The sequence below is a fragment of the Nocardioides sp. AN3 genome, from assembly GCF_054653495.1.
This window is the reverse complement of the sequence record NZ_BAAIGC010000005.1, coordinates 1-24,584: the sequence shown is the minus strand read 5'-3', so window position 1 is coordinate 24,584 and position 24,584 is coordinate 1. Positions and strand designations below refer to the sequence as shown.

Annotated in this window: 16 protein-coding genes; 6 read left to right on the top strand and 10 right to left on the bottom strand. The window is 71.0% G+C overall.

The features are described 5' to 3' along the window. Positions 1-2: 2 nt before the first annotated feature. The gene (locus tag ACYQ1K_RS07475) at positions 3-3,443 is read right to left on the bottom strand and encodes a proline dehydrogenase family protein (protein WP_459982203.1); all 3,441 of its coding nucleotides are present in this window, start codon (positions 3,441-3,443) and stop codon (positions 3-5) included. Between the two features lie 91 nt (positions 3,444-3,534). On the opposite strand from ACYQ1K_RS07475, the gene ACYQ1K_RS07470 reads away from it, so the two are divergent. Beyond that, complete coding sequence (locus ACYQ1K_RS07470; RefSeq protein WP_459982202.1) at positions 3,535-4,491, top strand: LysR family transcriptional regulator; 957 nt, start codon at positions 3,535-3,537, stop codon at positions 4,489-4,491. Here the strand turns inward: ACYQ1K_RS07470 and ACYQ1K_RS07465 are convergent. The 5 genes from ACYQ1K_RS07465 to ACYQ1K_RS07445 all read right to left on the bottom strand — a co-directional run bounded on the left by ACYQ1K_RS07465 (position 4,461) and on the right by ACYQ1K_RS07445 (position 12,796). Beyond that, the gene (locus ACYQ1K_RS07465; protein WP_459982201.1) at positions 4,461-5,234 is read right to left on the bottom strand and encodes an NUDIX domain-containing protein; all 774 of its coding nucleotides are present in this window, start codon (positions 5,232-5,234) and stop codon (positions 4,461-4,463) included. The two genes, ACYQ1K_RS07470 and ACYQ1K_RS07465, sit on opposite strands and share 31 nt — an antisense overlap. 71 nt (positions 5,235-5,305) lie before the next feature. Next, complete coding sequence (glgB, locus tag ACYQ1K_RS07460; RefSeq protein ID WP_459982200.1) at positions 5,306-7,588, bottom strand: 1,4-alpha-glucan branching protein GlgB; 2,283 nt, start codon at positions 7,586-7,588, stop codon at positions 5,306-5,308. Further along, positions 7,585-9,030: a maltokinase N-terminal cap-like domain-containing protein gene (locus tag ACYQ1K_RS07455; protein WP_459982199.1), complete on the bottom strand. Its 1,446-nt coding sequence runs from the start codon at positions 9,028-9,030 to the stop codon at positions 7,585-7,587. The genes glgB and ACYQ1K_RS07455 overlap by 4 nt, the downstream gene beginning before the upstream one ends. Then, entirely contained in the window at positions 9,027-10,826 is a 1,800-nt protein-coding gene (treS, locus tag ACYQ1K_RS07450) for a maltose alpha-D-glucosyltransferase (protein WP_459982198.1), read from the bottom strand. The genes ACYQ1K_RS07455 and treS overlap by 4 nt, the downstream gene beginning before the upstream one ends. Then, positions 10,823-12,796, bottom strand: a complete 1,974-nt coding sequence (locus ACYQ1K_RS07445) for an alpha-1,4-glucan--maltose-1-phosphate maltosyltransferase (protein ID WP_459982197.1) — start codon at positions 12,794-12,796, stop codon at positions 10,823-10,825. Before ACYQ1K_RS07445 ends, treS begins: the two co-directional genes overlap by 4 nt. Before the next feature lie 98 nt (positions 12,797-12,894). Between ACYQ1K_RS07445 and glgP the strand changes: the two genes are divergently transcribed. Beyond that, positions 12,895-15,480, top strand: coding sequence for an alpha-glucan family phosphorylase (gene glgP / locus ACYQ1K_RS07440; RefSeq protein ID WP_459982196.1), 2,586 nt, complete (start codon positions 12,895-12,897; stop codon positions 15,478-15,480). A gap of 289 nt (positions 15,481-15,769) precedes the next feature. On the opposite strand, the gene ACYQ1K_RS07435 is transcribed toward glgP, so the two are convergent. From ACYQ1K_RS07435 to ACYQ1K_RS07425, 3 genes are read right to left on the bottom strand one after another with little or no spacing between them, the layout of a single operon-like run. Then, positions 15,770-16,813: an ABC transporter substrate-binding protein gene (locus ACYQ1K_RS07435; protein ID WP_459982195.1), complete on the bottom strand. Its 1,044-nt coding sequence runs from the start codon at positions 16,811-16,813 to the stop codon at positions 15,770-15,772. 37 nt (positions 16,814-16,850) lie between these two features. Next, the gene (locus ACYQ1K_RS07430) at positions 16,851-17,771 is read right to left on the bottom strand and encodes an ABC transporter permease (protein ID WP_459982194.1); all 921 of its coding nucleotides are present in this window, start codon (positions 17,769-17,771) and stop codon (positions 16,851-16,853) included. Continuing rightward, the gene (locus tag ACYQ1K_RS07425; RefSeq protein ID WP_459982193.1) at positions 17,761-18,600 is read right to left on the bottom strand and encodes an ABC transporter ATP-binding protein; all 840 of its coding nucleotides are present in this window, start codon (positions 18,598-18,600) and stop codon (positions 17,761-17,763) included. Before ACYQ1K_RS07425 ends, ACYQ1K_RS07430 begins: the two co-directional genes overlap by 11 nt. A gap of 136 nt (positions 18,601-18,736) precedes the next feature. Between ACYQ1K_RS07425 and ACYQ1K_RS07420 the strand changes: the two genes are divergently transcribed. Continuing rightward, complete coding sequence (locus ACYQ1K_RS07420; protein WP_459982432.1) at positions 18,737-20,350, top strand: sensor histidine kinase; 1,614 nt, start codon at positions 18,737-18,739, stop codon at positions 20,348-20,350. A gap of 14 nt (positions 20,351-20,364) precedes the next feature. Further along, positions 20,365-21,009 carry a response regulator gene (locus tag ACYQ1K_RS07415; protein WP_459982192.1) on the top strand — a complete coding sequence of 215 codons (645 nt, stop codon included), beginning with the start codon at positions 20,365-20,367 and terminating at the stop codon, positions 21,007-21,009. Positions 21,010-21,015: 6 nt separating this feature from the next. On the opposite strand, the gene glgX is transcribed toward ACYQ1K_RS07415, so the two are convergent. Beyond that, entirely contained in the window at positions 21,016-23,163 is a 2,148-nt protein-coding gene (glgX, locus tag ACYQ1K_RS07410) for a glycogen debranching protein GlgX (protein WP_459982191.1), read from the bottom strand. 119 nt (positions 23,164-23,282) lie between these two features. On the opposite strand from glgX, the gene ACYQ1K_RS07405 reads away from it, so the two are divergent. Continuing rightward, positions 23,283-24,059 carry an enoyl-CoA hydratase/isomerase family protein gene (locus ACYQ1K_RS07405; protein WP_459982190.1) on the top strand — a complete coding sequence of 259 codons (777 nt, stop codon included), beginning with the start codon at positions 23,283-23,285 and terminating at the stop codon, positions 24,057-24,059. A gap of 2 nt (positions 24,060-24,061) precedes the next feature. Then, positions 24,062-24,406, top strand: a complete 345-nt coding sequence (locus tag ACYQ1K_RS07400) for a hypothetical protein (RefSeq protein ID WP_459982189.1) — start codon at positions 24,062-24,064, stop codon at positions 24,404-24,406. The last annotated feature ends 178 nt before the right edge of the window (positions 24,407-24,584 follow it).

Here is a 24,584-nt window from a genome sequence, read left to right as displayed (position 1 = left end):
GCTCAGTCGCTGAGCGGCAGCGTCTCGTCGGGCAGCGCCGTCGGGTTGCCGAAGCGGTGCGCCGTGATGCTGACGGCCTGCTCGCGCAGGAACGGCAGCATCTCCAGCCGTCCGGACTCCGTCACGGGGTGCACGTGGATCGCCACGTCCGGGCGGCCGCCCGTCACGGCGTACGCCGCTGTCGCGTCCCCACCGACGAGCCGGACGCGGACGTCGCGCAGGCGACCGAGACGCGCGTGCCACGCAGCGCGGTCCTCCACGGCCACCGTCACACCGGCAGAGGCGAGCGCCTCGGCGACGGACGGGTCGAGCGGCTCGGTCACCGAGACGGTGGGGGTCGAGCCCGCCTGCAGGCCGGCGCCCAGGACGCGGAGGAGGTCGGCCACGGGGCCGGACTCGTGCCGGACGGTCACTGGCACCGGCAAGTAGCGCAGCGCGTTGCGCTCCGCCTCGACGCCGGAGACGTCGCGCGTGACGCCGTACTCCTGCTGCCATGCGGCGGCGTCGCTGCGCAGCGCGCGCTCGAGACGGTCGGTGCCCTCCAGGCCTGAGCGCCGAGCCGCGTCGAGGAGACGCTGCGCGAGTGCGGAGAGAGGGGCGGTCGAGGTGGCGTAGGCGCTGCTCCAGTCGGTCAGTCCGAGCAGATAGCTGGGGCCACCGGCCTTGGTGCCGGTGCCGACGGCCGAGCGCTTCCACCCCCCGAAGGGCTGACGCCGGACGATCGCGCCCGTGATGCCTCGGTTGACGTAGAGGTTGCCGGCCTCGACGGTGTCCAGCCACAGCCGCAGCTCGGCAGGGTCGAGGGAGTGCAGGCCGGCCGTGAGGCCGAAGGCGACCTGGTTCTGCAGGGCGACGGCGTCCTCGAGCGTCTCGGCCGTCATCACGCTCAGGACGGGCCCGAAGAACTCGGTCAGATGCGAGCGGCTGCCCGGCTGCACGCCCTCCTTGACGCCCGGAGACCAGAGCCGGCCGCTGTCGTCGAGCCGGCGGGGCTCGACGAGCCAGCGCTCGCCGGCGTCGAGCGTGGTCAAGGCGTCGAGCAGCTTGCCCGAGGCCGGCTCGATGAGCGGACCGACCTGGGCCGAGGGGTCCTGGGGCCAGCCGACGTGCAGGGATCGGACGGCGTCGAGCAGCTGGTGACGGAAGCGGGTGGAGGTGGCCACCGAGCCGACCAGGATCACCAGTGAGGCGGCCGAGCACTTCTGTCCGGCGTGCCCGAACGCCGACTGCGCGACATCGCGCGCCGCCAGGTCCAGGTCCGCACTGGGAGTGACGACGATCGCGTTCTTGCCGCTCGTCTCGGCGAGCAGCGGCAGGTCCTGGCGGAAGGTGCGGAACAGCTCTGCGGTCTCGAACGCACCCGTCAGGATCACCCGGCCGACGCGGGGGTCGGAGAGGAGGCTGCGACCGAGGTCGCCCTCCTCGACGGTCGCGAACGAGAGCACCTCGGCGGGCACGCCGCCCTCCCAGATCGCCTCGGCGAGGACCGCACCGCACCGCTCGGCCTGCGGGGCGGGCTTCAGCACGACAGGCGACCCGGCGGCCAGCGCGGCGAGCGTCGAGCCCGTCGGGATCGCCACGGGGAAGTTCCACGGCGGGGTGACCACCGTCAGCGCGACCGGCTCGGCGACCGCACCGTCGACCTCGTCGAGCTGCTCTGCCAGCTGCGCGTAGTAGTTGGCGAAGTCGATGGCCTCGGAGACCTCCGGATCGGCCTGGTCGATGGTCTTGCCGCACTCGGCGGCCATCACCTCGATGAGGTCCGCGCGATGGCGCTCGAGCGAGACCGCGACGCGGCGGAGCACGGCGGCGCGACCCTTGCCGCCGAGCGAGGCCCAGCTCGGCGCGGCGGCCGTCGTGCCGGCCAGGAGCTCCTCGAGCGCCTCCGGGGTGGTGACGCGGCTCTGCTCGACCCGCTCGACGCCGAGCGTGGTCGACGGCACCCGCTCGAGGATCCGGGCGCCCCACGACAGGTTCGCCGGCACGGCGGGGTCGCTGTCGGCGACGTTGTGGAAGCCGGTCATCGGGGTCGGGTCGACCGGCGCGCTGCGGTCCTGGGTGCGGTGTGGGTCCGGCACGGTGCGGTCCAGGGCCCGGAGGCTGGCCTCGAAGCGGGTGCGCTCGCGCTCGAAGAGGGAGACGTCGTCGTGGAGATGGAAGACGGCCGACATGAAGTTGTCGCGGCTCGCGCCCTCCTCCAGCCGACGGATGAGGTAGGCGATGGCGACGTCGAACTCGGTCGACCGGACGATCGGCGTGTAGAGGAGGAGCTCGCCCACGTCGCGCTTGACCGCCTCCGCCTGGCTCTGCGCCATGCCGAGGAGCATCTCGAAGTCGATGCTGTCGCGCACGCCACGATTGCCTGCGAGCAGCCAGGCGAAGGCGATGTCGAAGAGGTTGTGGCCGGCGACGCCGAGCCGCACGTTGCGCACGCGGTCGGGGTGCAGCGCGTAGTCCAGGACGCGCTTGTAGTGGGTGTCGCTCTCCTGCTTGGTGTGCCATGTCGCGAGGGGCCAGTCACGCAGGGACGCCTCGACGCGCTCCATCGGCAGGTTCGCCCCCTTGACCAGGCGCACCTTGATCGGGGCGCCCCCGCGCTCGCGGCGCTCGGCCGCCCAGTCCTGCAGGCGCATCATCGAGCCGACAGCGTCGGGGAGGTAGGCCTGGAGGACCAGGCCCGCCTCCAGACCGGTGAGGTCCGGCTCGTCCAGGAGGCGCGTGAAGACGGCGATCGTGAGGGCGAGGTCGCGGTACTCCTCCATGTCGAGGTTGATGAACGTCCCGTTCGCCGCCGCGCGCTGGTAGAGCGGCCGCAGCGACGCGACGATGCCCTCGACCGCGTCGTCGAACGCCCAGGGCGAGTGCGGCGCGACGGTCGCGGAGACCTTGATGGAGACGTAGTCGACGTCGGGGCGCTGCAGGAGGGCGAGGGTGCCCTTCAGGCGACGGCCCGCCTCCTCGCGGCCGAGCACGGCCTCGCCGAGGAGGTTCAGGTTGAGCCTGTTGCCGTCCGCGCGGAGCCGCTCGATGGAGCGACCGAGGCGCCGCGGCTCCGCGTCGATGAGCAGGTGGCCGACCATCCGCTGCAGTGCGGCGCGCGCGGCCGGGATGACGAGCCAGGGCGCGACCCGGCCCAGAGCGCCACCGGCGCGTACGGCGAGCCGCAGGTGGAGCGGGAGGAACCGGGGCACGTCGCGTGCGAGCGCGGCCAGGTTGCGCGCCGCGACGTGCGGGTCCTCCGGGCGGATGACACCATCGATGAAGCCGACGGTGAACGGGAGGCCGGCCGGGTCGTCGAGCACGTCGGCCAGCCGCTTCGCGGCCTGGTCGGGCTCGATCCCAGCCGAGGTGTCGAGCCAGCGGCGGACCGTCTGCTCGACGGCGGGGAGGAGCTCGGTCAGCTCGCTGACGCCAGCGGGGTCGTCGTAGGTCGCAGGAGGCATGACGCCAGTGTTGCTCGCGCGGATCGTTCACGAAAAGCACTGTTTTCTGACTCGTACGCGTAAGATCCGCTGACGAATCCAGGAGGTCCCCGTGCTCGACGTACGCCGGCTCCGGCTCCTGCGCGAGGTGCGCGTGCGCGGCACGATCGCCGCGGTCGCCGGCGCCCTGCACCAGAGCCCGTCGTCGGTGTCGCAGCAGCTGAGCCAGCTCGAGCGCGAGGTCGGCGTCGAGCTGCTCCGCAAGGCCGGCCGGCGCGTCCAGCTGACGTCCGAGGCCGAGCTGCTCGTCGCTCACGCCGAGGTGGTGCTCGAGCGGCTGGAGCTCGCGGAGTCCGAGCTGCTCGCTGCTGCCGCCGAGGCGACGGGGACGGTCCGGATGGGGATCTTCCAGTCGGCGGCGCTGGCGCTCCTGCCGACCACGCTGCGCCTGGTCCGCGAGCGCGCACCGAGGGTGCGGCTGGTCATCGTGCAGCGCGAGCCCGAGACGGCGCTGCACGAGACCTTCGCGCGCGACTTCGACCTGGTCGTCGCCGAGCAGTACCCGGGGCACGCCGCACCCTGGCATCCGCAGCTCGACCGTCGGGCACTGACCGAGGACGCGATCAGGCTCGCGGTGGCGGCGCAGGGGCAGCCGGGGTCGGAATGGGAGACCGGGTCAGGGTCGGCGAGCGTCACCCGGCTCGCGGACGCCGCCCGGTGGCCCTGGGTGATGGAGCCGCACGGCGCGGCGTCGCGGCACTTCGCCGAGCAGCTGTGCCGCCTGGCGGGCTTCGAGCCCGACGTCCAGTTCGAGACCGCGGACCTGCAGGCGCACGTCGCCCTCGTCTCCACCGGCAACGCCGTGGCGCTCCTCCCCGACCTGCTGTGGGGCGGAGGACCCCCACCCGTGCGGCTCGTCGACCTCGACGACGCCCCGGTGCGGACCGTCTTCACGGCCTCGCCCACCTCGCTCGCCGACCGGCCGGCGGTGCGTGCGGTGCGCGCTGCCCTCGCCGATGCGGTGGCCTCGATGCAGGCTCAGCCGACGGGGCGGCCGGACTCGGTGTAGGAGATGCCGGCGCCGCCGGCGCTCGCCAGCGCGGCCTCGATGCGCCGCGCGGTGAAGTCCGCGCAGCGCTCGCGGACCTCCTCCAGCGTGCAGAACTCGACGGACCGGATCTCGCGCTTCTCCCGCTCGATCATGTCGACCACCGACGGCTCGTGCACGCCGCCGTCGAAGACCAGGCAGACCGCGTCGTCCCAGCCGCTCCACGGGGGGAGCCAGTCGGTGAGCAGGAGCCGGCCCGCCGGCAGGTCCAAGGCGAGCTCCTCCTGGATCTCGCGGCTGACGCCGACCGCCGGCGACTCGCCCACCTCGACGACACCGCCGGGAAGGTCCCAGTCGGCCTTGTACGTGAGCTGGCACAGCAGCACCCGATCGGTGGTGTCGCGGATGAGGAACTGCCCGATGGCCCGCTTGCGGGGGAGGAAGGAGTTCAGCAGGGCCCGGAACCCCTCAGGCTCGTGGGCGGGAACATCGGTGACGACCCTGGCGTAGACGATGCGGTCGACCGGGTTGCCGTCGACGGTGACGCCGCGCATCACGCCCTCGCGGCGCAGGCCCGACCAGGTCGCGGTGCGCTGGGCCTGCTCGTCAGTGGGATCCACCAACGCCTCGACGCGATGGTGGCTGGTGAGCGCTGAGGCGACCTGGTGACGGACGGCATCGAGGGTCTCGTCCGGGGTCCAGGTGATGCGAGCGACCCCGTCGGCGACGGTCAGGACGGTCGGCCCGGAGTCGTGGGTGCTCACACGCACACCCTAATGGCCGGCCGTCGTCACAACCCGTGCCCCTCCGGGTGCGCCCGCTCGCAGACCCACCGCTACGAGGTCGGCGTGTCCTCCTGCGGGTCCTCCTCCAGCGCCGCCTGGACGGCGGCGTCTGCGTCGGCCGGTTCGTCGGACTCGGGCGCCGCGGCGCGGCGCAGCCACAGCGTGCCGAGCGGGGGCACCTGCAGGTCGGCGTACGCCGGCCAGCCACGGTGCTCCTCGGCGACGGCCGTGACGGATCCGAAGTTCCCCACGCCTGAGCCGCTGTAGAGGTCGGCGTCGGTGTTGAGGACCTCCTCCCACGCGCCGGCGGCCGGCAACCCGAGCCGGTAGCCGTGGTGGGGGAGCGCCGCGAAGTTCGCCACGCAGACCAGCTCGTGCCCCTCTCCGTCGCGGCGGATGAAGGAGTAGACGTTGCCCGAGGTGTCGTCGGCGTCGATCCACGCGAAGCCGGCGGGGGAGCTGTCGAGCGCCCAGAGTGCGGGTGTCTCGCGGTAGGTGCGGTTCAGGTCGCGGACCAGCGAGTGCAGACCGCGGTGCTCGGGGTGGTCGAGCAGCCACCAGTCGAGCTCGCGAGACTCCGCCCATTCGGACTCCTGGCCGAACTCCGACCCCATGAAGAGCAGCTGCTTGCCCGGGTGCGCCCACATGAACGCAAGGTAGGCGCGCAGGTTGGCGAGCTGGCGCCAGCGGTCGCCTGGCATCTTGCGCAGCAGCGAGCCCTTGCCGTGCACGACCTCGTCGTGCGAAAGGGGGAGGACGTAGTTCTCTGACCAGGCATAGGTCAGGGCGAAGGTCATGTCGTGGTGGTGCCAGGACCGGTGGACGGGGTCACGCGCCAGGTAGTCGAGCGTGTCGTGCATCCAGCCCATGTTCCACTTGAAGCCGAAGCCGAGGCCGCCCTCGTCGGTCGCTCGGGTGACCCCGGGCCAGGAGGTCGACTCCTCGGCGACCGTCGTGATGCCGGGAACCCGCTTGTAGGACGTCGCGTTCATCTCCTGGAGGAACTGGACCGCCTCGAGGTTCTCCCGCCCCCCGTGGATGTTCGGCTCCCACTCGCCCTCGTTGCGGGCGTAGTCGAGGTAGAGCATCGAGGCGACACCGTCGACGCGGAGGCCGTCGGCATGGAACTCCTCGAGCCAGTAGATCGCGTTGGCGTAGAGGAAGTTGCGCACCTCGGGGCGGCCGAAGTCGAAGATGTGCGAGCCCCATTCCTGATGCCAGCCCCGGCGGGGGTCGGGGTGCTCGTAGAGCGGCGCGCCGTCAAAGCGGGCCAGTGCCCACTCGTCGGTCGCGAAGTGCCCGGGCACCCAGTCGAGGATCACGCCCACACCGGCCTGGTGCAGCCGGTCGACGAGGTAGCGGAAGTCGTCAGGCGTGCCGAGCCGGGAGTCGGGGGCGAAGTAGGACGTCACGTGGTAGCCCCACGACCCGCCGAAGGGGTGCTGCATCACCGGCATGAGCTCGACGTGGGTGAATCCCAGGTCGCTGACGTAGCCGACCAGCTCCTCGGCGAGGTCGGCGTAGGAGCGATGCCGTCGCCACGAGCCCAGGTGCACCTCGTAGACCGACATCGGCTCGGCGACCGGCTGCTTGGCCGGGCGCGCCTGCATCCACTCCTGGTCGCCCCAGGAGTAGCGGGACTCGAAGACCATCGAGGAGGTGTTCGGCGGCACCTCGGCCCAGGCCGCCATCGGGTCGGCCTTCTCGCGCCAGTGCTGGTCGGCGCCGAGGATGATGAACTTGTAGCGGGTGCCGGTGCCCACCGCGGGGACGAACAGCTCCCACACGCCGGACTCGCCGAGCTGCCGCATCGGGTGCTCGCGGCCGTCCCAGCTGTTGAAGTCGCCCTCGAGCCGGACGCCGTAGGCACGCGGCGCCCAGACGGCGAACGAGGTGCCGGTGACGTCCGGGCCGCCCGGTGACTCGTAGTGGTGCACCCGCGCGCCGAGCACCTTCCAGAGCTGCTCGTGGCGTCCTTCGCGGATGAGGTGCTGGTCGACCTCGCCGAGGGTCGGCAGGAAGCGGTAGGGGTCGTCGACCTCGAGGGAGTGGTCGCCGTAGGTCACCAGCAGGCGATAGTCGGGCACCTCGGCGACGGGCAGCACCCCCACCCAGACACCCTCGCGCTCGTGGCGGAGCTCGGCCTCGCTCCAGTCGCCGTCGACGCGGTAGCGGACCACGACCGTCGAGGCCAGCGGCTTGAGCGCGCGGACGGTCACCGCGCCGTCGTACGGATGGGGGCCGAGGACGGAGTGCGGCGCCGCGTGGCGTCCCTCGACCAGACTGTCGAGCTCGTGGCTCTCGATGGGACGAGCAGTGGTGGATGCGCTCACTTCGCATCAGCTCCGATCTGCGCGAGCGCCTCGAGCGGGATGGTCAGCCAGCTCGGGCGGTTGCGCGCCTCATAGACGGTCTCGTACACGGCCTTGTCGGCGACGTAGGCCTCGAGCAGGATCCGCTTCTCGACGGTCAGGTCGCCGCCGTACGCCACCAGGAAGTGGTTGCGGTTCCGGTTGGCCCACTCGGCCGCGCGCATGCGGCGCAGCTCCGCGAGCTCCTGGTCGCCCTCGCCGCTGGGCTGGCTGTGCTCGACCGAGCGCGGTGCGTAGTCGAAGGAGCGCAGCATGCCCGCGACGTCGCGCCAGGGCGAGTCGGGCAGGGTGCGCTCGTCCAGCCGCTTGGCGGGCTCGCCCTCGAAGTCGACGATCTTCCAGCCCTTGGCGGTGCGCAGCGTCTGGCCCAGGTGCAGGTCACCGTGGATGCGCTGCACCTCGAGCGAGCCGAGGTCGGCGACCCGAGTGAAGAGCGCGTGCAGGCGGTCGGCGTGCGCCGCCAGCTCCGGTACCACGTTGAGGGCGCGGTCGAGCCGGTCACCCATGGCCGCGGCGAGTGCCGCCGTGGCCTCGGGGCCCCGCGTCTGCGTGGGGAAGGTCGTGGCGAGCTGACGGTGCACGGCGGCGACCGCCTCGCCCAGCCTCGTTGCCTCGGGGGCGAAGTCGCCCCCCGACTCTGTTGCGTGCAGCTCCGGGCTGCCCAGCAGGCTCCGCACGCTCGCGAGGGCCAGGTCCCAGCCGTCGGTCGCGGTTCGCAGGAACTGCTGCAGCATCGCGAGCTGCATGACCGGCTCGTCGCCGGCCGTCGCGGTCTCGAGCCAGCCGTAGAGGGCGGCGACGTGCTCGGACCCGACCTCGGTCAGGGTCTTGTGGATCTCGATGTCGGGGTTCACGCCGGGGGTCACCTTGCGGAAGATCTTCATGAGAGCGTCCTCGCCGAAGGCGACCGACGAGTTCGACTGCTCGCCGGAGAAGAGCGAGGAGTGTGCGGCCCGGTCGAGCTGATGCCCCGGGAGCCGATGGAAGGCGAGCGGCCCGTCGACCGGTCGGCTCGCGGCGGCGTCGAACGAGCGCAGCCAGCACGCCATCGCCTCCCGGTCGTGGACGGCGTCGTAGGCGTGCACCCAGCCGAGCGCGGGATCCTCCCACCAGCCGATGAAGGCGTGGTCGAGCCGGCCCTGGGGATGCTGGTAGAGCGCGAGCGGGACCTGGTAGAGCTCGGTCTCCGTGCCTGCGCCGCCGGCGGGGTCAGCGTAGGTCACCTCCACCAGATGGACGAGGACCCGCGGGCTGCTCTCGACGCGGCCAGGCACCTCGCCGAGGACGCGGATGCCGCTCACCTCGAAGGTCCGGCCCTTGCCGCCGAACCAGCGGGTGCGCGTGAGGTAGTCGGCGAAGACCTCGCGGTCGAGGTGGTCGGCTGACACGGGCGTCTGGGTCACAGCAGCTCCTCCTCGGACGGGCTCGTGCCCGGCTCGACCGGCGCGGCCTCCGGACGGGTCAGCCTGAACCAGTAGAACCCGTACCCACCCAGGGTGAGCAGGTAGGGCAGCTCGCCGATGGCCGGGAACGGGACACCGCCGATCAGCTCGATGGGCACCATGCCCTCGAAGCGGCGCAGGTCCAGCTGGACCGGCTGGGGGAAGCGGGAGAGGTTGTTGACGCAGAGGATGACGTCGCTTCTGCCGTCCGCTGCGAGGTGCTCGCGGGAGTAGGAGAGCACCGACGGGTTGGAGCCGCCCAGGTCGGTGAAGCTGCCGAGCCCGAAGGCAGCATGCTGCTTGCGGGCGTGGATCAGCCGGCGCGTCCACTGCAGCAGGCTGGAGGAGTCCTCGAGCTGCGCCTCGACGTTGACCGCTTGGTAGCCGTAGACGGGGTCCTGGACCACCGGCCGGTCCAGACGCCCCGGGTTGGCGACCGAGAAGCCGGCGTTGCGGTCGCCCGACCACTGCATCGGGGTCCGGACGCCGTCGCGGTCGCCGAGCCAGATGTTGTCGCCCATGCCGATCTCGTCGCCGTAGTACAGCACCGGCGACCCCGGCAAGGAGAGGAGGAGCGCGGTGAAGAGCTCCATCTGGTTGACGTCGTTGTCCAGCAACGGCGCCAGCCGGCGGCGGATGCCGATGTTGGCCTTCATGCGCGGGTCCTTGGCGTACTCCGCCCACATGTAGTCGCGGTCCTCGTCGGTGACCATCTCGAGCGTCAGCTCGTCGTGGTTGCGCAGGAAGATGCCCCACTGGCAGCCGCTCGGGATGGGCGGCGTCTGCTCGAGGATCTCGCTGATGGGGAACCGCGACTCGCGCCGCACCGCCATGAAGATGCGCGGCATCACCGGGAAGTGGAAGCACATGTGGCACTCGTCGCCGCCGGAGGCGAAGTCGCCGAAGTAGTCGACCACGTCGGCCGGCCACTGGTTGGCCTCGGCGAGGAGGACGGTGCCGGGATACTCGTCGTCGACCATGCGGCGGACCCTGCGCAGGAACTCATGGGTCTCCGGGAGGTTCTCCCCGTTGGTGCCCTCGGCCTCGAACAGGTAGGGCACCGCGTCGAGCCGGAACCCGTCCAGGCCCATGTCGAGCCAGAACCGCATCGCGTCCAGGATGTCCTCGGCCACCTTCGGGTTCTCGTAGTTGAGGTCCGGCTGGTGGGAGAAGAACCGGTGCCAGAAGTACTGCTGGCGCACCGGGTCCCAGGTCCAGTTCGACGGCTCGGTGTCGACGAAGATCACCCGGGCGTCGGAGTAGAGCTCGTCGGAGTCGGACCAGACGTAGTAGTCGCCGTACGGGCCCTGCGGATCCCTGCGGCTCTCCTGGAACCACGGGTGGGCGTCGCTGGTGTGGTTGACGACGAAGTCGATGATGACCCGGAGCCCGCGCTCGTGCGCGGCCACCAGCAGCTGCTGGAAGTCCTCGATCGTCCCGACCTCGGGCAGCACGCCGGTGAAGTCGGCGACGTCGTATCCCCCGTCCCGCAGCGGGCTGGGGAAGAAGGGCGGCAGCCAGAGGCAGTCCACGCCGAGCCAGGCGAGGTAGTCGAGCTTCTCGGTCAGCCCCTTGAAGTCGCCGGTCCCGTCCCCGTTGGAGTCCTTGAAGGAGCGGACGAGCACCTCGTAGAACACCGCCGACTTGAACCACTCCGGCTCGCCCTGATGGTCGATGCCGGGGGAGTCGGGGAACGGCTCCTCACTCACGATCCCGCCGTGGGGGGCGTCGTTGTCGACGACCGGCTGCTCGGTCATCGGACCTCCCGGACGCTGAGCACGTGCGCGGTCTCCCGGCCCGGGTCCAGCCGGACGTAGTTGTCGCGCCCCCAGGTCCAGTCGGCGCCGGTGATCTCGTCGTGCACGACGAAGCTCTCCGGCAGGCCGAGTGCGTCGAGGTCGAGGTGGACCATCGTCTCGCGCACGCCGTGCGGGTCGAGGTTGATCACCACGATGACGGTGTCGCGGCCCGACGCCGAGTCCGCCTGCTTGGTGAAGACCAGGGTGTGGTCGTCGTCGGACCAGTGCACCTTGAGGTTGCGCAGCAGCTGGAGGGCGGGGTGCGCACGGCGGATCTCGTTGAGCAGGGTCAGGTACGGCGCAAGCGTCCTCCCTTCGCGCTCGGCCGCCTCCCAGTCCCGGGGACGCAGTTGGTACTTCTCGGAGTCGAGGTACTCCTCGCTGCCCGGACGCACCGCCACGTGCTCGAACAGCTCATAGCCGGCGTACACGCCCCAGGACGGCGACCCCATGGCCGCCAGCGTGGCGCGGATCTTGAAGGCTGCGGGCCCGCCGTACTGCAGGGAGGCGTGCAGGATGTCGGGGGTGTTGACGAAGAAGTTCGGGCGCATCAGGTGGTCGGACTCCGAGGAGACCTCGACGAGGTAGTCCTCGATCTCGCCCTTCTCCACCCGCCAGGTGAAGTAGGTGTAGGACTGGTGGAAGCCGACGGCGCCCAGGGCGTGCATCATCGCGGGCCGGGTGAAGGCCTCGGACAGGAAGAGCACGTCGGGGTCGGTGCGACGCACCTCGCGCAGGAGCCACTCCCAGAACGCGACCGGCTTGGTGTGCGGGTTGTCGACCCGGAAGATGCGCACGCCGTGCGACATCCACACGCGGACGACGCGGAGCACCTCCTGGGCGATGCCGCTCGGGTCGTTGTCGAAGTTGATCGGGTAGATGTCCTGGTACTTCTTCGGCGGGTTCTCCGCGTAGGCGATGGATCCGTCGGCACGCGTGGTGAACCACTCCCGGTGGGAGGTCGCCCACGGGTGGTCGGGCGCCGCCTGGAGGGCCAGGTCGAGCGCGACCTCGAGGCCGAGCTCACCGGCTCGGGCGACGAAGGCGTCGAAGTCCGCAGAGGTGCCCAGGTCGGGGTGTATGGCGTCGTGGCCGCCGTCCTTGGAGCCGATCGCCCACGGGCTGCCGACGTCGTCGGGTCCGGGCGTGAGCGTGTTGTTAGGGCCCTTGCGGTTGACCTCGCCGATGGGGTGGATCGGGGGCAGGTAGACGATGTCGAACCCCATCGCGGCGACGGCGTCGAGACGCTCGGCCGCGGTGCGGAAGGTGCCGCTGCGCATGACGCCGTTCTCGTCGGGAGCGGCACCCTCGGAGCGGGGGAAGAACTCGTACCAGCTGCCGAACAGTGCCCGCCAGCGGTCGGCGTACGCCGGGTAGGGACCCTCCGTCGTCACGAGCTCGCGCACGGGGTGCGCCCGCAGGACCTGCACGAGGTCGGGTGCGGTCATCACGGCGAGGCGCGCCGCCTCGGGCCGCGTGGCGTCATTCGCGGCATCGACGGCGGCCTTGAGGGTCGCCGCGTCCGTGGCCGACAGCGTCGGGTCGCCGAGGACCCGCTCGAGCAGCAGCCTGCCCTCGGTGAACATGAGGTCCACGTCGACGCCGGCGTCGATCTTGAGGGGAGCATCGTGCAGCCACGTGCCGATCGGGTCCGACCAGGACTGGATCTCGAAGGTCCACGGTCCTGGGACGTCCGGGGTCACCCAGGCCTCGTAGCGGTCGCTGCGCGGGCCGATCTCCACCATCCGGACCGGGGACCGTCTGGTGCCGGTGGGGTCGATCAGCACGACGTCGACGCCGAGCAGGTCGTGCCCTTCTCGGAAGACCGTCGCGCGGACCGGGAACGGCTCGCCGACAGTCGCCTTCGCCGGTTGCCGACCGAGATCGACAACGGGGTGCACGTCCAGCACAGGGATGCGTCCGACCATGGGATCAAACTATCCAGCCGAGGGCTGTGTCATGCCTCTCAGGCTGATCTTCGCCCCATGTTGGATCGATCCAAGCAAAGTGGGCTAGCGTCGGGTCCATGCGTGCGATCCGTCGCTTCACCGTCCGTCCCGTGCTCCCTGCGCCCCTGGCTGCCCTCGGCACCCTCGCCGGCAACCTGAGGTGGTCGTGGCACCCACCTGCACAGGATGTCTTCGCCGCCGTCGACCCCGAGCTGTGGGAGTCGACCGGGCGCGACCCGGTGCGTCTGCTCGGTGCCGTCAGCCGGGCGCGTCTGACCGAGCTGGCCGCCGACCCCGGCTTCCTCGCCCGCCTGGGAGAGGCGGAAGCGGACCTCGAGCGCTACCTCACCGAGGACCGCTGGTTCCAGCGGACGGTGCAGAAGGAGGGGGCCGGCGGGCCCCGCGCGATCGGCTACTTCTCGCCCGAGTTCGGCATCACGGCCGTGCTCCCGCAGTACTCCGGCGGTCTCGGCATCCTCGCCGGCGACCACCTCAAGGCGGCCAGCGACCTCGGCGTGCCGATCATCGGCGTGGGGCTGCTCTACAAGCACGGCTACTTCCAGCAGGCGCTCTCCCGCGACGGCTGGCAGCAGGAGACCTACCCGGTGCTCGACCCCGACGGCCTGCCGATCTCGGCGCTGCGGGAGGCCGACGGCACCCCGGCGACCATCTCGCTCGCCCTTCCGGGGGGCCCCGACCTCGTCGCGCGGATCTGGGTGGCCAGCGTCGGGCGAGTGCCGCTGCTCATGCTCGACACCGACGTCGAGGGCAATCCCGACCACTACGTCGACGTGACCGACCGGCTCTACGGCGGCAACAGCGAGCACCGGCTGCGTCAGGAGCTGCTGCTCGGCGTGGGCGGTGTGCGGGCTCTTCGCGTCTACTCCCGCATCACCGGGGCACCGGCGCCGGACGTCTTCCACACCAACGAGGGCCATGCCGGCTTCCTCGGCCTGGAGCGGATCCGCGAGCTGACCGTCGCCGAGGGCGGCCCGCAGCTCGACTTCGAGACCGCGCTGGAGGTCGGGCGTGCCTCGACCGTCTTCACCACCCACACGCCGGTCCCGGCGGGCATCGACCGCTTCCCGCACACCCTCGTGGAGCAGTACTTCGCCGAGGGCTCCGGCGTCACGCCCGGCGTGCCGGTGGAGCGGGTGCTCGCACTCGGCGCCGAGGACTACGAGGGCGGGGACCCGTCGGTCTTCAACATGGCGGTCATGGGCTTCCGGCTCGCGCAGCGCGCCAACGGCGTGTCCCAACTGCACGGTCAGGTCTCGCGCGGGATGTTCAAGGGACTGTGGCCGGCCTTCGACGAGGCCGAGGTGCCGATCGGGTCCATCACCAACGGGGTGCACGCGCCGACGTGGGTCGCCCGGGAGCTGTTCGACCTCGCGGCCCAGGTCGGGGCGGACCCGGCGGACCTCGACTCCTACTGGAGCGCGGCCGACAAGGCGCCCGCCGACCAGATCTGGGCGGTCAAGCGGCAGCTGCGGGACACGCTCGTGCACGACGCGCGCCGGCGGCTGCGCAAGTCCTGGGAGAAGCGCGGTGCGGCCGGCGCCGAGCTCGGCTGGATCGACGACGTGCTCTCCCCGGACGTGCTCACGATCGGGTTCGCGCGCCGCGTGCCGTCGTACAAGCGGCTGACCCTCATGCTGCGCGACCCCGCGCGGCTCAAGCGGCTGCTGCTGGACCCCGAGCGTCCGGTGCAGCTCGTGATCGCCGGCAAGTCGCACCCCGCCGACGACGGCGGCAAGCGGCTCATCCAGGAGATGGTCCGCTTCGCCGACGACCCTGAGGTGCGGCACCGGATCGTGTTCCTGCCCAACTACGACATCGCGATGGCGCAGCCGCTCTACCCCGGCTGCGACGTCTGGCTCAACAACCCGCTGCGCCCCTATGAGGCCTGCGGCACCTCCGGCATGAAGGCCGCCCTCAACGGGGGGCTCAACCTGTCCATCCTCGACGGCTGGTGGGACGAGTGGTACGACGGCCAGAACGGCTGGGCCATCCCGTCCGCCGACGGTCTCGACGATCCCGACCGGCGCGACGACCTCGAGGCCTCGGCGCTCTACGACCTCATCGAGCACGAGATCGCGCCGCGGTTCTACGACACCGACCACGACGGCGTCCCCACGCGCTGGATGGAGATGCTGCGCCACACGCTGAAGTCGCTCGGCCCGAAGGTGCTCGCCACGCGGATGGTGCGCGACTACGTCCGCCAGCTCTACACGCCCGCGGCCGACAACGCCCGATCGCTCAACGCCGACTACGCCGGCGCCCGTGAGCTCGCCGCCTGGAAGCAGCACGTGAAGGGCGCCTGGCCGCAGGTGCGCGTCGAGCACGTGGAGAGCAGCGGCGTCGGCGACGCCCCCGAGGTCGGCGCGGTGCTGTGCGTGCGGGCCTTCGTCGCCCTGGGCGAGCTCACCCCCGCCGACGTCGACGTGCAGCTGGTGCACGGCCGCGCCGACGCCGACGACGTGCTGACCGACACGGCTCAGACGATCCTCGTGCTCACGGAGTCCTACGAGGGCGGGCGGCACTGCTTCGAGGGTGAGGTCGTCCTCGACCACTCCGGTCCGTTCGGCTACACGGTGCGCGTCGTCCCGCGCAACGGACATCTGGCGTCGTACGCCGAGCTGGGGGTCGTCGCCACCGCCTGACGCGAGGCGAGCAGTCCCAGATACTCGCCCTGGAGTACGCCGAGCAGACGCAGATGACCGCCAGATACGCGCTGAGCGGACGCAGATGATCACTCTGAGGTGAACATCTGCGTCCGCTCGGCGGTTCTCAGGCGGTCATCTGTGACTGCTGGGCGGTTCTTAGGCGGTCATCTGTGACTGCTCGGCGGTTCTCAGGCGGTCATCTGTGACTGCTGGGCGGTTCTTAGGCGGTCATCTGTGACTGCTCGGCGGTTCTCAGGCGGTCATCTGTGACTGCTCGGCGACCCCGTCACTGGGCTGCGTCGACGAACTTCGTGGTGTAGGTCTTGGACAGGTCGATGGAGTCCTTCTTGGCCTTCACCGTGTCGCTGAAAGTGCCGAGGACGCCGAGGACGGTCTGGGGGCCGCCGTCGGGCATCCGGCCGTCCGTGGTGAACATCGGCGAGGAGTCCTTGATCGACTTCTCGTAGAGGGCCGGGTTGCCGCCGGCGTAGTCCTTCGGCATCTTCGCGGCGATGTCGGCCGCGGAGTGCGAGCTCATCCACTTCATCGTCTTCACGAACGCGTCGGCCACCTTCTGCACGGTCTTGGGGTTCTTCTCGACGTAGTCGCAGGTCATGTAGAGCGAGGCAGCCGGGTAGAGGCCGCCGAGGGCCTTCTGCGTGCCCTCCTCGGTGCGCATGTCGATGAGGACCTTGCCCAGGCCCTTGTCGACCGCGGTGGCGATCGTCGGGTCGGTGGTCATGCCGGCATCGATGCCGCCGTTCTGGAGGGCCGCGATGAAGGTGGAGCCGGCCCCGGCTGTGACGGTCGCGTAGTCCTTGGTGTCGATGCCGTTCTTCGTCGCGAGATACTGCGTGAGGTAGTCGGTCGACGAGCCCGGCGACGTGACGCCGAGCCGCTTGCCCTTGAAGTCCGCAGCGGTCGCGACCCCGGCGGACTTGGTGGCGACGACCTCCGCCTCGCCTGGCACCTTGGCGAGCTGGACGACGCTCTCGACGCACTTGTCCTGCGCCTGGAGCGTGATCGCGTGGTCGTAGAAGCCGACCACGCCGTCCACCTGGCCCGACAGCATCACGTTCTCGGCGCTCGCGCCGGACGGCTCGGTCTTGAGATCGACGTCCACGCCGGCGTCGGAGAAGTAGCCGAGCTGCTCGGTGAGCTTCGCCGGCAGGTAGATCACCTTGTCGATGCCGCCGACCATGATGCTGACCTTCGGCGTGCCGGAGCTGCTGTCGGCGGTGCTGCTGCCGCCGCGGCAGGCGGTGAGCGAGGTGGTCACGGCCGCGGCCGCGATGGTGCCGGCGATGATCCGGTGGGTGTGCTGCTTCATGGAGATGTCCTTCTACTGGTCGTGGGAGGGAGTGCCGTCAGATGCCGGCGGAGGCGGTGTGGGAGGCCGGCCGCCAGGAGGTCAGGCGCGTCTCGAGCTGCGTGATGAGCCACTCGGCGCCGAGCGCGAGCACGGTGGTGATGAGCATCCCGGCGTAGATCCCGGCCGCGTCGAAGTTGCCCTGGGCGTGGTTGATGAGGAGACCCAGGCCCTTGTCGGCGCCGGTGAACTCGCCGACGATCGCGCCGATCAACGCGAAGCCGAAGGCGACGTGCATGCTGGCGAGGATCCAGGAGGTGGCGCTGGGCAGGATGACGCTGCGCATGAGCTGCCACCGGCTGGCGCCCAGGATCCGGGAGTTGTCGACCAGCAGGCGGTCGACCTCGCGGGCGCCCTGGAAGGAGTTGAAGAAGACCGCGAAGAACACCAGCACGAACGCGGTGGCGACCTTCGACTCCATGCCGAGTCCGAACCAGATGACGAAGAGCGAGGCCAGCACGATGCGGGGGATCGCGTTCGCGCCCTTGATGAACGGCGCGAGTACGTCGGCGAAGAACCGGCTCCGGCCGAGCACGACGCCGAGCACGACGCCCGCGATCGTGCCGAGGACGAAGCCGAGCACGGCCTCCTCGAGGGTGGCCGCGATGTTGGTCCAGATCGAGCCCTGGGAGGTGCCTGCGGTGAACCAGTCGACGAGCCGGTTCCAGATCTGGCTCGGCATGGAGTAGTAGAACGGGTCGATCACGGTGCGTGCCGCGAGCTCCCAGGAGCCCAGCCAGGCGACGACCAGGGCGACGCGGACGGCGTACACCCCCCACGACCGTCGCCGGCCGGACCGCTTCCCGGCCATGCGCCTCGCGCGGCCCGCCTCACTGGCGTTGCTGCTCGCGGGGGTGCCGGCAGGGCTGCCGGCGGGGCTGCCGGCGGCGCCGACGGGGGTGGCGGTGTCATGCGACACGGGAGGCTCCTCTCGCCCGGGTGATCTCGACTTCTTCGCGCAGGCTGTCCCAGATCCGCTTGTAGAGCTCGATGAACTCCGGCGTCAGCCGGATCTCCTCGACGCGGCGGGGGCGGGGGAGGTCCACGCGGACGATGTCCTTGACGGTGGCCGGGCCGGCCGTCATCACCACGACGCGATCGGCGAGGCTGATCGCCTCGGTGAGGTCGTGGGTGACGAAGACGCACGCGGCACCGCTGCCCGACCAGAGGTTCAGCAGCTCGTCCTGCATCAGCTCGCGCGTCTGCACGTCGAGGGCGCCGAAGGGCTCGTCGAGCAGGAGGACCGAGGGCTCGGTGATGAGCGACTGGGCCATCGCGACGCGCTTGCGCATGCCGCCGGAGAGCTGGTGGGGGTAGCGGTCCTCGAAGCCGGCGAGCCCGACCCGCGTGATCCAGTCGCGGGCCTGCTCGTCGGCCTCACGACGGCTCACGCCCCGGAAGCGCAGGCCGAGGCCGACGTTGTCGAGGACGTTCTTCCAGGGCAGCACCGCATCGCCCTGGAACATGTAGCCGACGCCGTCGGGGATGCCGACCACGGGCTGGCCCGCGACGTGCACGGTGCCGTCGGAGGCCGGCTCCAGGCCGGAGACGAGTGACAGTGTCGTGGACTTGCCGCAGCCGGTGGGTCCGACGATGGCGACGAACTCGCCGGCCGCGACGTCGAGGGTGACGTCACGGATCGCGGTGAAGGGCGTGCCGTCCTTCGAACCGAACCGCTTGGTGGCGCCGCGCAGCGCGATCGCCGGGCTCAGCGAGCGAGGGGTGCCCGGTGGGTGGTGAGGGGTCATGGCGCAGGACCGTACGAGTGCTGTGACGGCGGTCACCAGACTTGCGCCACTTGTGCCCGAACCCGACACAAACGACGTTCTGCGCGTTGTGCTCAGCGGGGCTCGGGCGGGTGATCGTCGTTACACTCCGGTGGTGATGAGGACGCGTCGGCTCGCTCTCGGGACGCAGGCGGTGGTAGCACTCGTGGCCCTGCTCAGCGTCGTCGTGCTGCTCTCCCTGGCGGTCTCCACAGCGGTGGTCCGGCGCGATCTGGAGAAGCAGTACGAACAGCGGGCGCTGGCCATCGCGCGCAGCGTGGCAGCGCTCCCCGGGCTCGCCACCCAGGTCACCTCGGGCCGGCCCACGACGGACGGACCCGTGCAGGTCGAGGCTCAGCGGATCCGGCGGCAGACCGGTGCGCTGTACGTCGTGGTCACCGACGCACGTGGCATCCGCTACAGCCACCCGACCCCCAGCAACGTCGGCCGCCCGGTGAGCACCAGTCCCGACGAGGCGCTGAGCGGACACGAGGTCGTGGCGGTCGAGCGCGGCACGCTCGGCTACTCCGCCCGCGGCAAGGTGCCGCTGCGCGACGACTCAGGCCGGGTGGTCGGCGAGGTGAGCGTGGGCATCGCGACCTCGGAGGTGGCCCACGAGGCCGGGTCCCTCACGCTGGTCCTGGCCCTCGTCGCTCTGGTTCCGCTCGCTGTCGGGCTGGTCGGGTCCTTCACGTTGGCGCGGCGGCTGCGACGGACCACCCTCGGTCTACAGCCCGAGGAGATGGCGGATCTCGTCCGAGAGCACGTGGCGGTCCTCGGTGGCGTCCGCGACGGCGTGGTGGCGGTCGACGGCCGCGGCAACGTCACCGTCAGCAACCCTGAGGCGCGCCGGCTGCTGGGCAGCGACCTGGTGCCCGGCGTACGCCTCGCCGACGCGGCGGTGGCTCCCGAGTCCGCGGCGCTGTTCGAGGAGGAGCCGGCACCGACCGGCGCCCTGCGACTCATCGGCGGCCGTGTCGTCGTCGCGACCCGGCTGCCCGTCCACCGGGGCGAGCGCGACCTCGGCAGCGTGCTGATCCTCCGGGACCGGACCGACCTCGACGAGATGGCCGGCGAGCTCGAGGCGACGCGGGCCCTCACCGATGCCCTGCGCGCCCAGGCACATGAGCACCACAACCGCCTCCACGCGCTGATCGGCATGCTGCACCACGGGGATGTCGACGCGGCGCAGAGCTACCTGACCGGGCTCAGCGAGGCCGGCACTTGGCTCAGCGGCGTCGACGACCCCTACCTCTCCGGTCTGCTGGCGGCGAAGTCCGCGACCGCCTCCGAGGCCGGGGTGCTCCTGCGCGTCACCGACGCGACCTGGCTCGAAGGACGTGTCGCGCACCCGCTCGACACCGTGACGGTCGTCGGCAACCTCATCGACAACGGGATCGGCGCCGCAGCGCGAGGCTCACGTCTGCCCCGCACCGTGGACGTCACGCTCCTCGCCGACGGGCGCGACCTGCTCGTGCACGTCGTCGACAGCGGTGACGGAGTCTCGGCCGAGCACGCGGCCCACGTCTTCGACCGCGGCTTCACGACCCGGGTGGGAGCGGGTCCTGGGCACGGTCTCGGGCTCGCCCTGGCTCGTCACACGGCTCGCGCTCACGGCGGCGACGTCCGGCTGGTCGACCGCGGCGGCCCGGAGCGGGGGGCCGCCTTCGAAGCACGTCTGGCGGGAGTCCTCAGCGAGACGGGCGTGGTGAGAGCGGAGCCGCAGCGTTGATCCGGGTGCTCGTGGTGGACGACGACTTCCGGGTCGCCGGGCTGCATGCCTCCTATGTCGACTCGCTGCCCGACTTCGAGGTCGTCGCCCGCGCCCACACCGCGGCGGACGCCCTGCGGATGGCCGAGGAGCTGGCGCCCGACCTCGTCCTGCTGGACGAGTACCTTCCCGACGCCACCGGGTCCTCGCTGATCGGAAGGCTCGGCGCGGCCGTGATCATGGTGAGCGCGGCCGCCGACGCCGGCGTGGTGCGCCGGGCCGTGTCAGCCGGCGCCCTGAACTACCTGGTCAAGCCCTTCGGCCCGACCGAGCTGCTCGGCCGTCTGCAGGCCTTCCGCCGGTTCTGGGGGATGCTCGAAGGCACCGGACACGTGGACCAGACCCTCGTCGACCGGGCGCTGCAGGCCATCCGCTCGGCTGACGCCCCCGTCGCGTCGGTCCGCAAGGGTCGCTCGCCGGTGACCTCGGAGTCGATCGTCGACGTCCTTCGCGGGTCCGAGGAGGCCGTGACGGCCCTCGAGGTGGCCGAGGCGACGGGCGTCTCGCGGGCCACCGCGCAGCGCTATCTCTCCGACCTCGCGCGCGATGGCCGCGTCCGGCTCACGCTGCGCTACGGCACGACCGGCCGCCCGGAGCACCGCTTCGAGTGGGTGGGCTGAGGACCCTCAGGTGCTGCGGATGACCAGCGCCGTCCGCGGGCCCATCGTGAGCTCCTGACCGGCCTTCACCGCGGTGGCGGCGGGAAGCCTCTCGTCGGTCGAGAGCACGACCTCGCCCGACTGCACCCAGTCGTTCTCGGGCAACGTGAGGTCGAGGGGCTCGGGTGAGGCGTTGAACCAGAGCAGGAACGAGCTGTCGATCAGCTGCTCGCCGCGCGGACCGGGCTCGCGCAAGGGAGCCCCGGAGACGAACGAGCCGACGGCACGCAGAGAGGTGTCGGCCCAGTCGGCGTCGGTCATCAGGCGGCCGTCGGGGTGCAGCCAGGCGAGATCCTTGGGACCGCCCTCGATGGTCGGCGAGCCCTCGAACCAGTGCCGCTGCCGAAGCGCCGGGTGGTCGCGGCGCAGTCGCAGCGCGGTCTTGGTGATCTCGTAGACGTCGAGCCAGGCGTCCTCGGGCCGCCAGTCCACCCAGGAGATCTCGTTGTCCTGGCAGTAGGCGTTGTTGTTGCCCCGCTGCGTCCGTCCGCGCTCGTCACCCGCGGTGATCATCGGGACCCCGTTGGACAGGCACAGCATCACCATCAGGTTGGCCGCCTGCCGGCGCCGGAGCGCCACGATGTCGGCGTCGGTCGTCTCGCCCTCGACGCCGTGGTTCCACGAGCGGTTGTCGTTGGACCCGTCCCGGTTGTCCTCGCCGTTGGCCTCGTTGTGCTTGCGGTCGTAGGAGACCAGGTCGCGCAGCGTGAAGCCGTCGTGGGCGGTGACGAAGTTGACGGAGTTGTACGCCGAGCGGCCGTCGTCGGCGTAGAGGTCAGCGGAGCCGGCCAGCCGGGTCGCCACCGTGCGCACCCCATCGGACCGGCCACGCCAGAAGTCGCGGATCGTGTCGCGGAACTGGTCGTTCCACTCCACCCACGGCGGCGGCATGCGGCCCACCAGATAGCCGTCCATGGAGACGTCCCACGGCTCGGCGATGAGCTTGACGTGCCGCAGGATCGGGTCCTGCCCGATCGCGATGAGCAGCGCGCAGTGGAAGTCGATGTCGGTGCCCGTGCGGGTCAGGGCCGACATCAGGTCGAAGCGGAACCCGTCGACGTGCATCTCGGTCACCCAGTAGCGCAGCGAGTCGAGGATGAGCCGCAGCGCGAGGTCGTCCCAGGTGTTCACGGTGTTGCCGCACCCGGTGACGTCCCAGTAGGTGTCGTCGAAGTGCCAGTCTGCGGGGTTGGCTGGCACCCGCTTGTAGAACCCCTTGTCGTCGAGACCCCGGAACGACAGCGTCGGACCCTGGGGTCCGGCCTCGGCGGTGTGGTTGTAGACGACGTCGAGGATCACCTCGATGCCGCCCCGGTGGAGTGCCTTGACCATCTCCTTGAACTCCGCGACCTGCTGTCCCCGGTCGCCGGAGGAGGAGTAGGAGGCGTCCGGGGCGAAGTAGGACGCCGTGTTGTAGCCCCAGTAGTTGACCAGGCCGCGATCGAGCAGGGCCGGCTCGGAGAAGAACTGGTGGATCGGCAGCAGCTCGACCGCAGTGACGCCGAGGTCGCGGAGGTAGTCCACGACGGGCGCAGTGCCGAGGCCGGCGTACGTGCCTCGCAGCGGCTCCGGCACACGGTCGTGGAGCTGGGTGAAGCCCTTCACGTGCAGCTCGTAGAGGACCGTGTCGCGCCAGCGTGTCTTCATCGGAGTGTCGCCCTCCCAGTCGAAGGAGGGATCGACGACCACCGAGCGCGCGGTGACCGGCGCCGAGTCCTGGGGGTCCATCTCGTCGGGGGCGTCCGACTGGTAGCCGAAGATCGCCGGCGTGTTGTGGATCGTGCCGGAGGTGGCCAGGCCGTAGGGGTCGAGGAGCAGCTTGTGCGGGTTGAACCGGTGGCCGTTGGCCGGGTCCCACGGGCCGTCGGCGCGGTAGCCGTAGCGGGTGCCCGGCGCGACGTCGGGCAGCGCGCCGTGCCAGATGCCCAGGGACTGCTCCGTCAGCTCGTGCCGGGACTCGTGACCCTCGTCGTCGAAGAGGCACAGCCACATCGCCGTCGCGCTGGGCGCATAGACCGCGAAGTTGGTCGACTCGCACGTCCACGTCGCGCCCAGAGGCCAGTTGCGCCCGGGCCACACGCGCGCCGTCTGTCCCAGCTGCGTCCATCGAACCATCGGGCCATTGTGACCGATGCCCGTCTCGCTCCCTGCTTCCACGACTACTAGGGTCTCCGTTGCCCTGCGGGGCGGACGGCCGCGAGAGGCGAGTCGTCGACAAAAGAGGGGAGTCAGGAATGGAGCTCGTCCGCCTCGAGGTCGAGGACGGCGTCGGCACGATCCGCCTGGACCGGCCGAAGATGAATGCGATCAGCTTCGCTGTGCAGGCCGAGCTCGAGGCCGTCGCCCAGGAAGCCGCGGCGCGCGAGGACGTCAAGGCGGTCGTCCTGTACGGCGGGGAGCGGCTCTTCGCGGCCGGCAACGACGTCAAGGAGATGGCGGAGCTGTCCTTCGCCGACATGGTGGCGCACGGCGACTCGGTCCAGGCCGCCACCACCGCGGTGGCCCGGATCCCGAAGCCTGTCGTCGCTGCCGTCACCGGCTATGCGCTCGGCGGTGGCTGCGAGCTGGCGCTGGCCGCAGACCTGCGCTTCGCCGCCGACGACGCCGTTCTGGGCCAGCCCGAGATCCTGCTCGGGCTCATCCCCGGCGCTGGTGGCACCCAGCGGCTCGCCCGGCTGATCGGCCCCAGCCGCGCCAAGGACCTCATCTACACCGGGCGCTTCGTGAAGGCCGAGGAGGCGCTCGCGATCGGGCTGGTCGACCGGGTGGTGCCGGCAGCGGACGTCTACGCGGAGGCGGTCGCGTGGGCCCGCCAGTTCGCGACGGGGGCGTCGTACGCCCTGCGGGCTGCGAAGGAGGCGATCGACCAGGGTCTGGAGGTCGACCTGGCGACGGGTCTGGAGATCGAGAAGATCCGCTTCGCGGCGGTCTTCGGCACAGAGGACGCGCGCACCGGCATGGCCTCGTTCGTCGAGAACGGGCCGGGCAAGGCCGTCTTCCGAGGGCGTTGAGCGTGTCGGTCTCGACCGTCGGCAGGGTCGCCCGAGTCCGCACCGTCGTGGCACAGGTGGTCTGGGTCGTCTGCTCGCTCGCCGCGCTCCTGCTCGCCCTCGGAGCGCTCTTCGTGGCCTTCGGCGCCAACACCGACAACGCCCTGGTGAGGTTCGTCCTCGACGCGGCCGACCGGGTCGACCTGGGCGTCTTCGACCGCGACGACGGCATCAAGCAGTGGACGGCCACCAACGCCGAGACCAAGAACGCCCTCTTCAACTGGGGTCTCGGGGCACTCGCCTGGCTCGTCGCCGGGCGAGTGCTCGAGCGGGTGATCCGCCCCGCCGACCCGACCTCGCCACACTGACGACGCTGTGACATTCTCAACTCGTCTCCGGATACCGCGCGAAATGACCCGGCGGTAACCTGAGCCGTCAGATGAGCGTGCCCGCACGGCACACCCACGACCCGTTGCCTGACAGGCACCGACCTCACTGCACAGGAGGGGCCGCACCGGCCGCACCACCATGAACATTGTTGTCCTT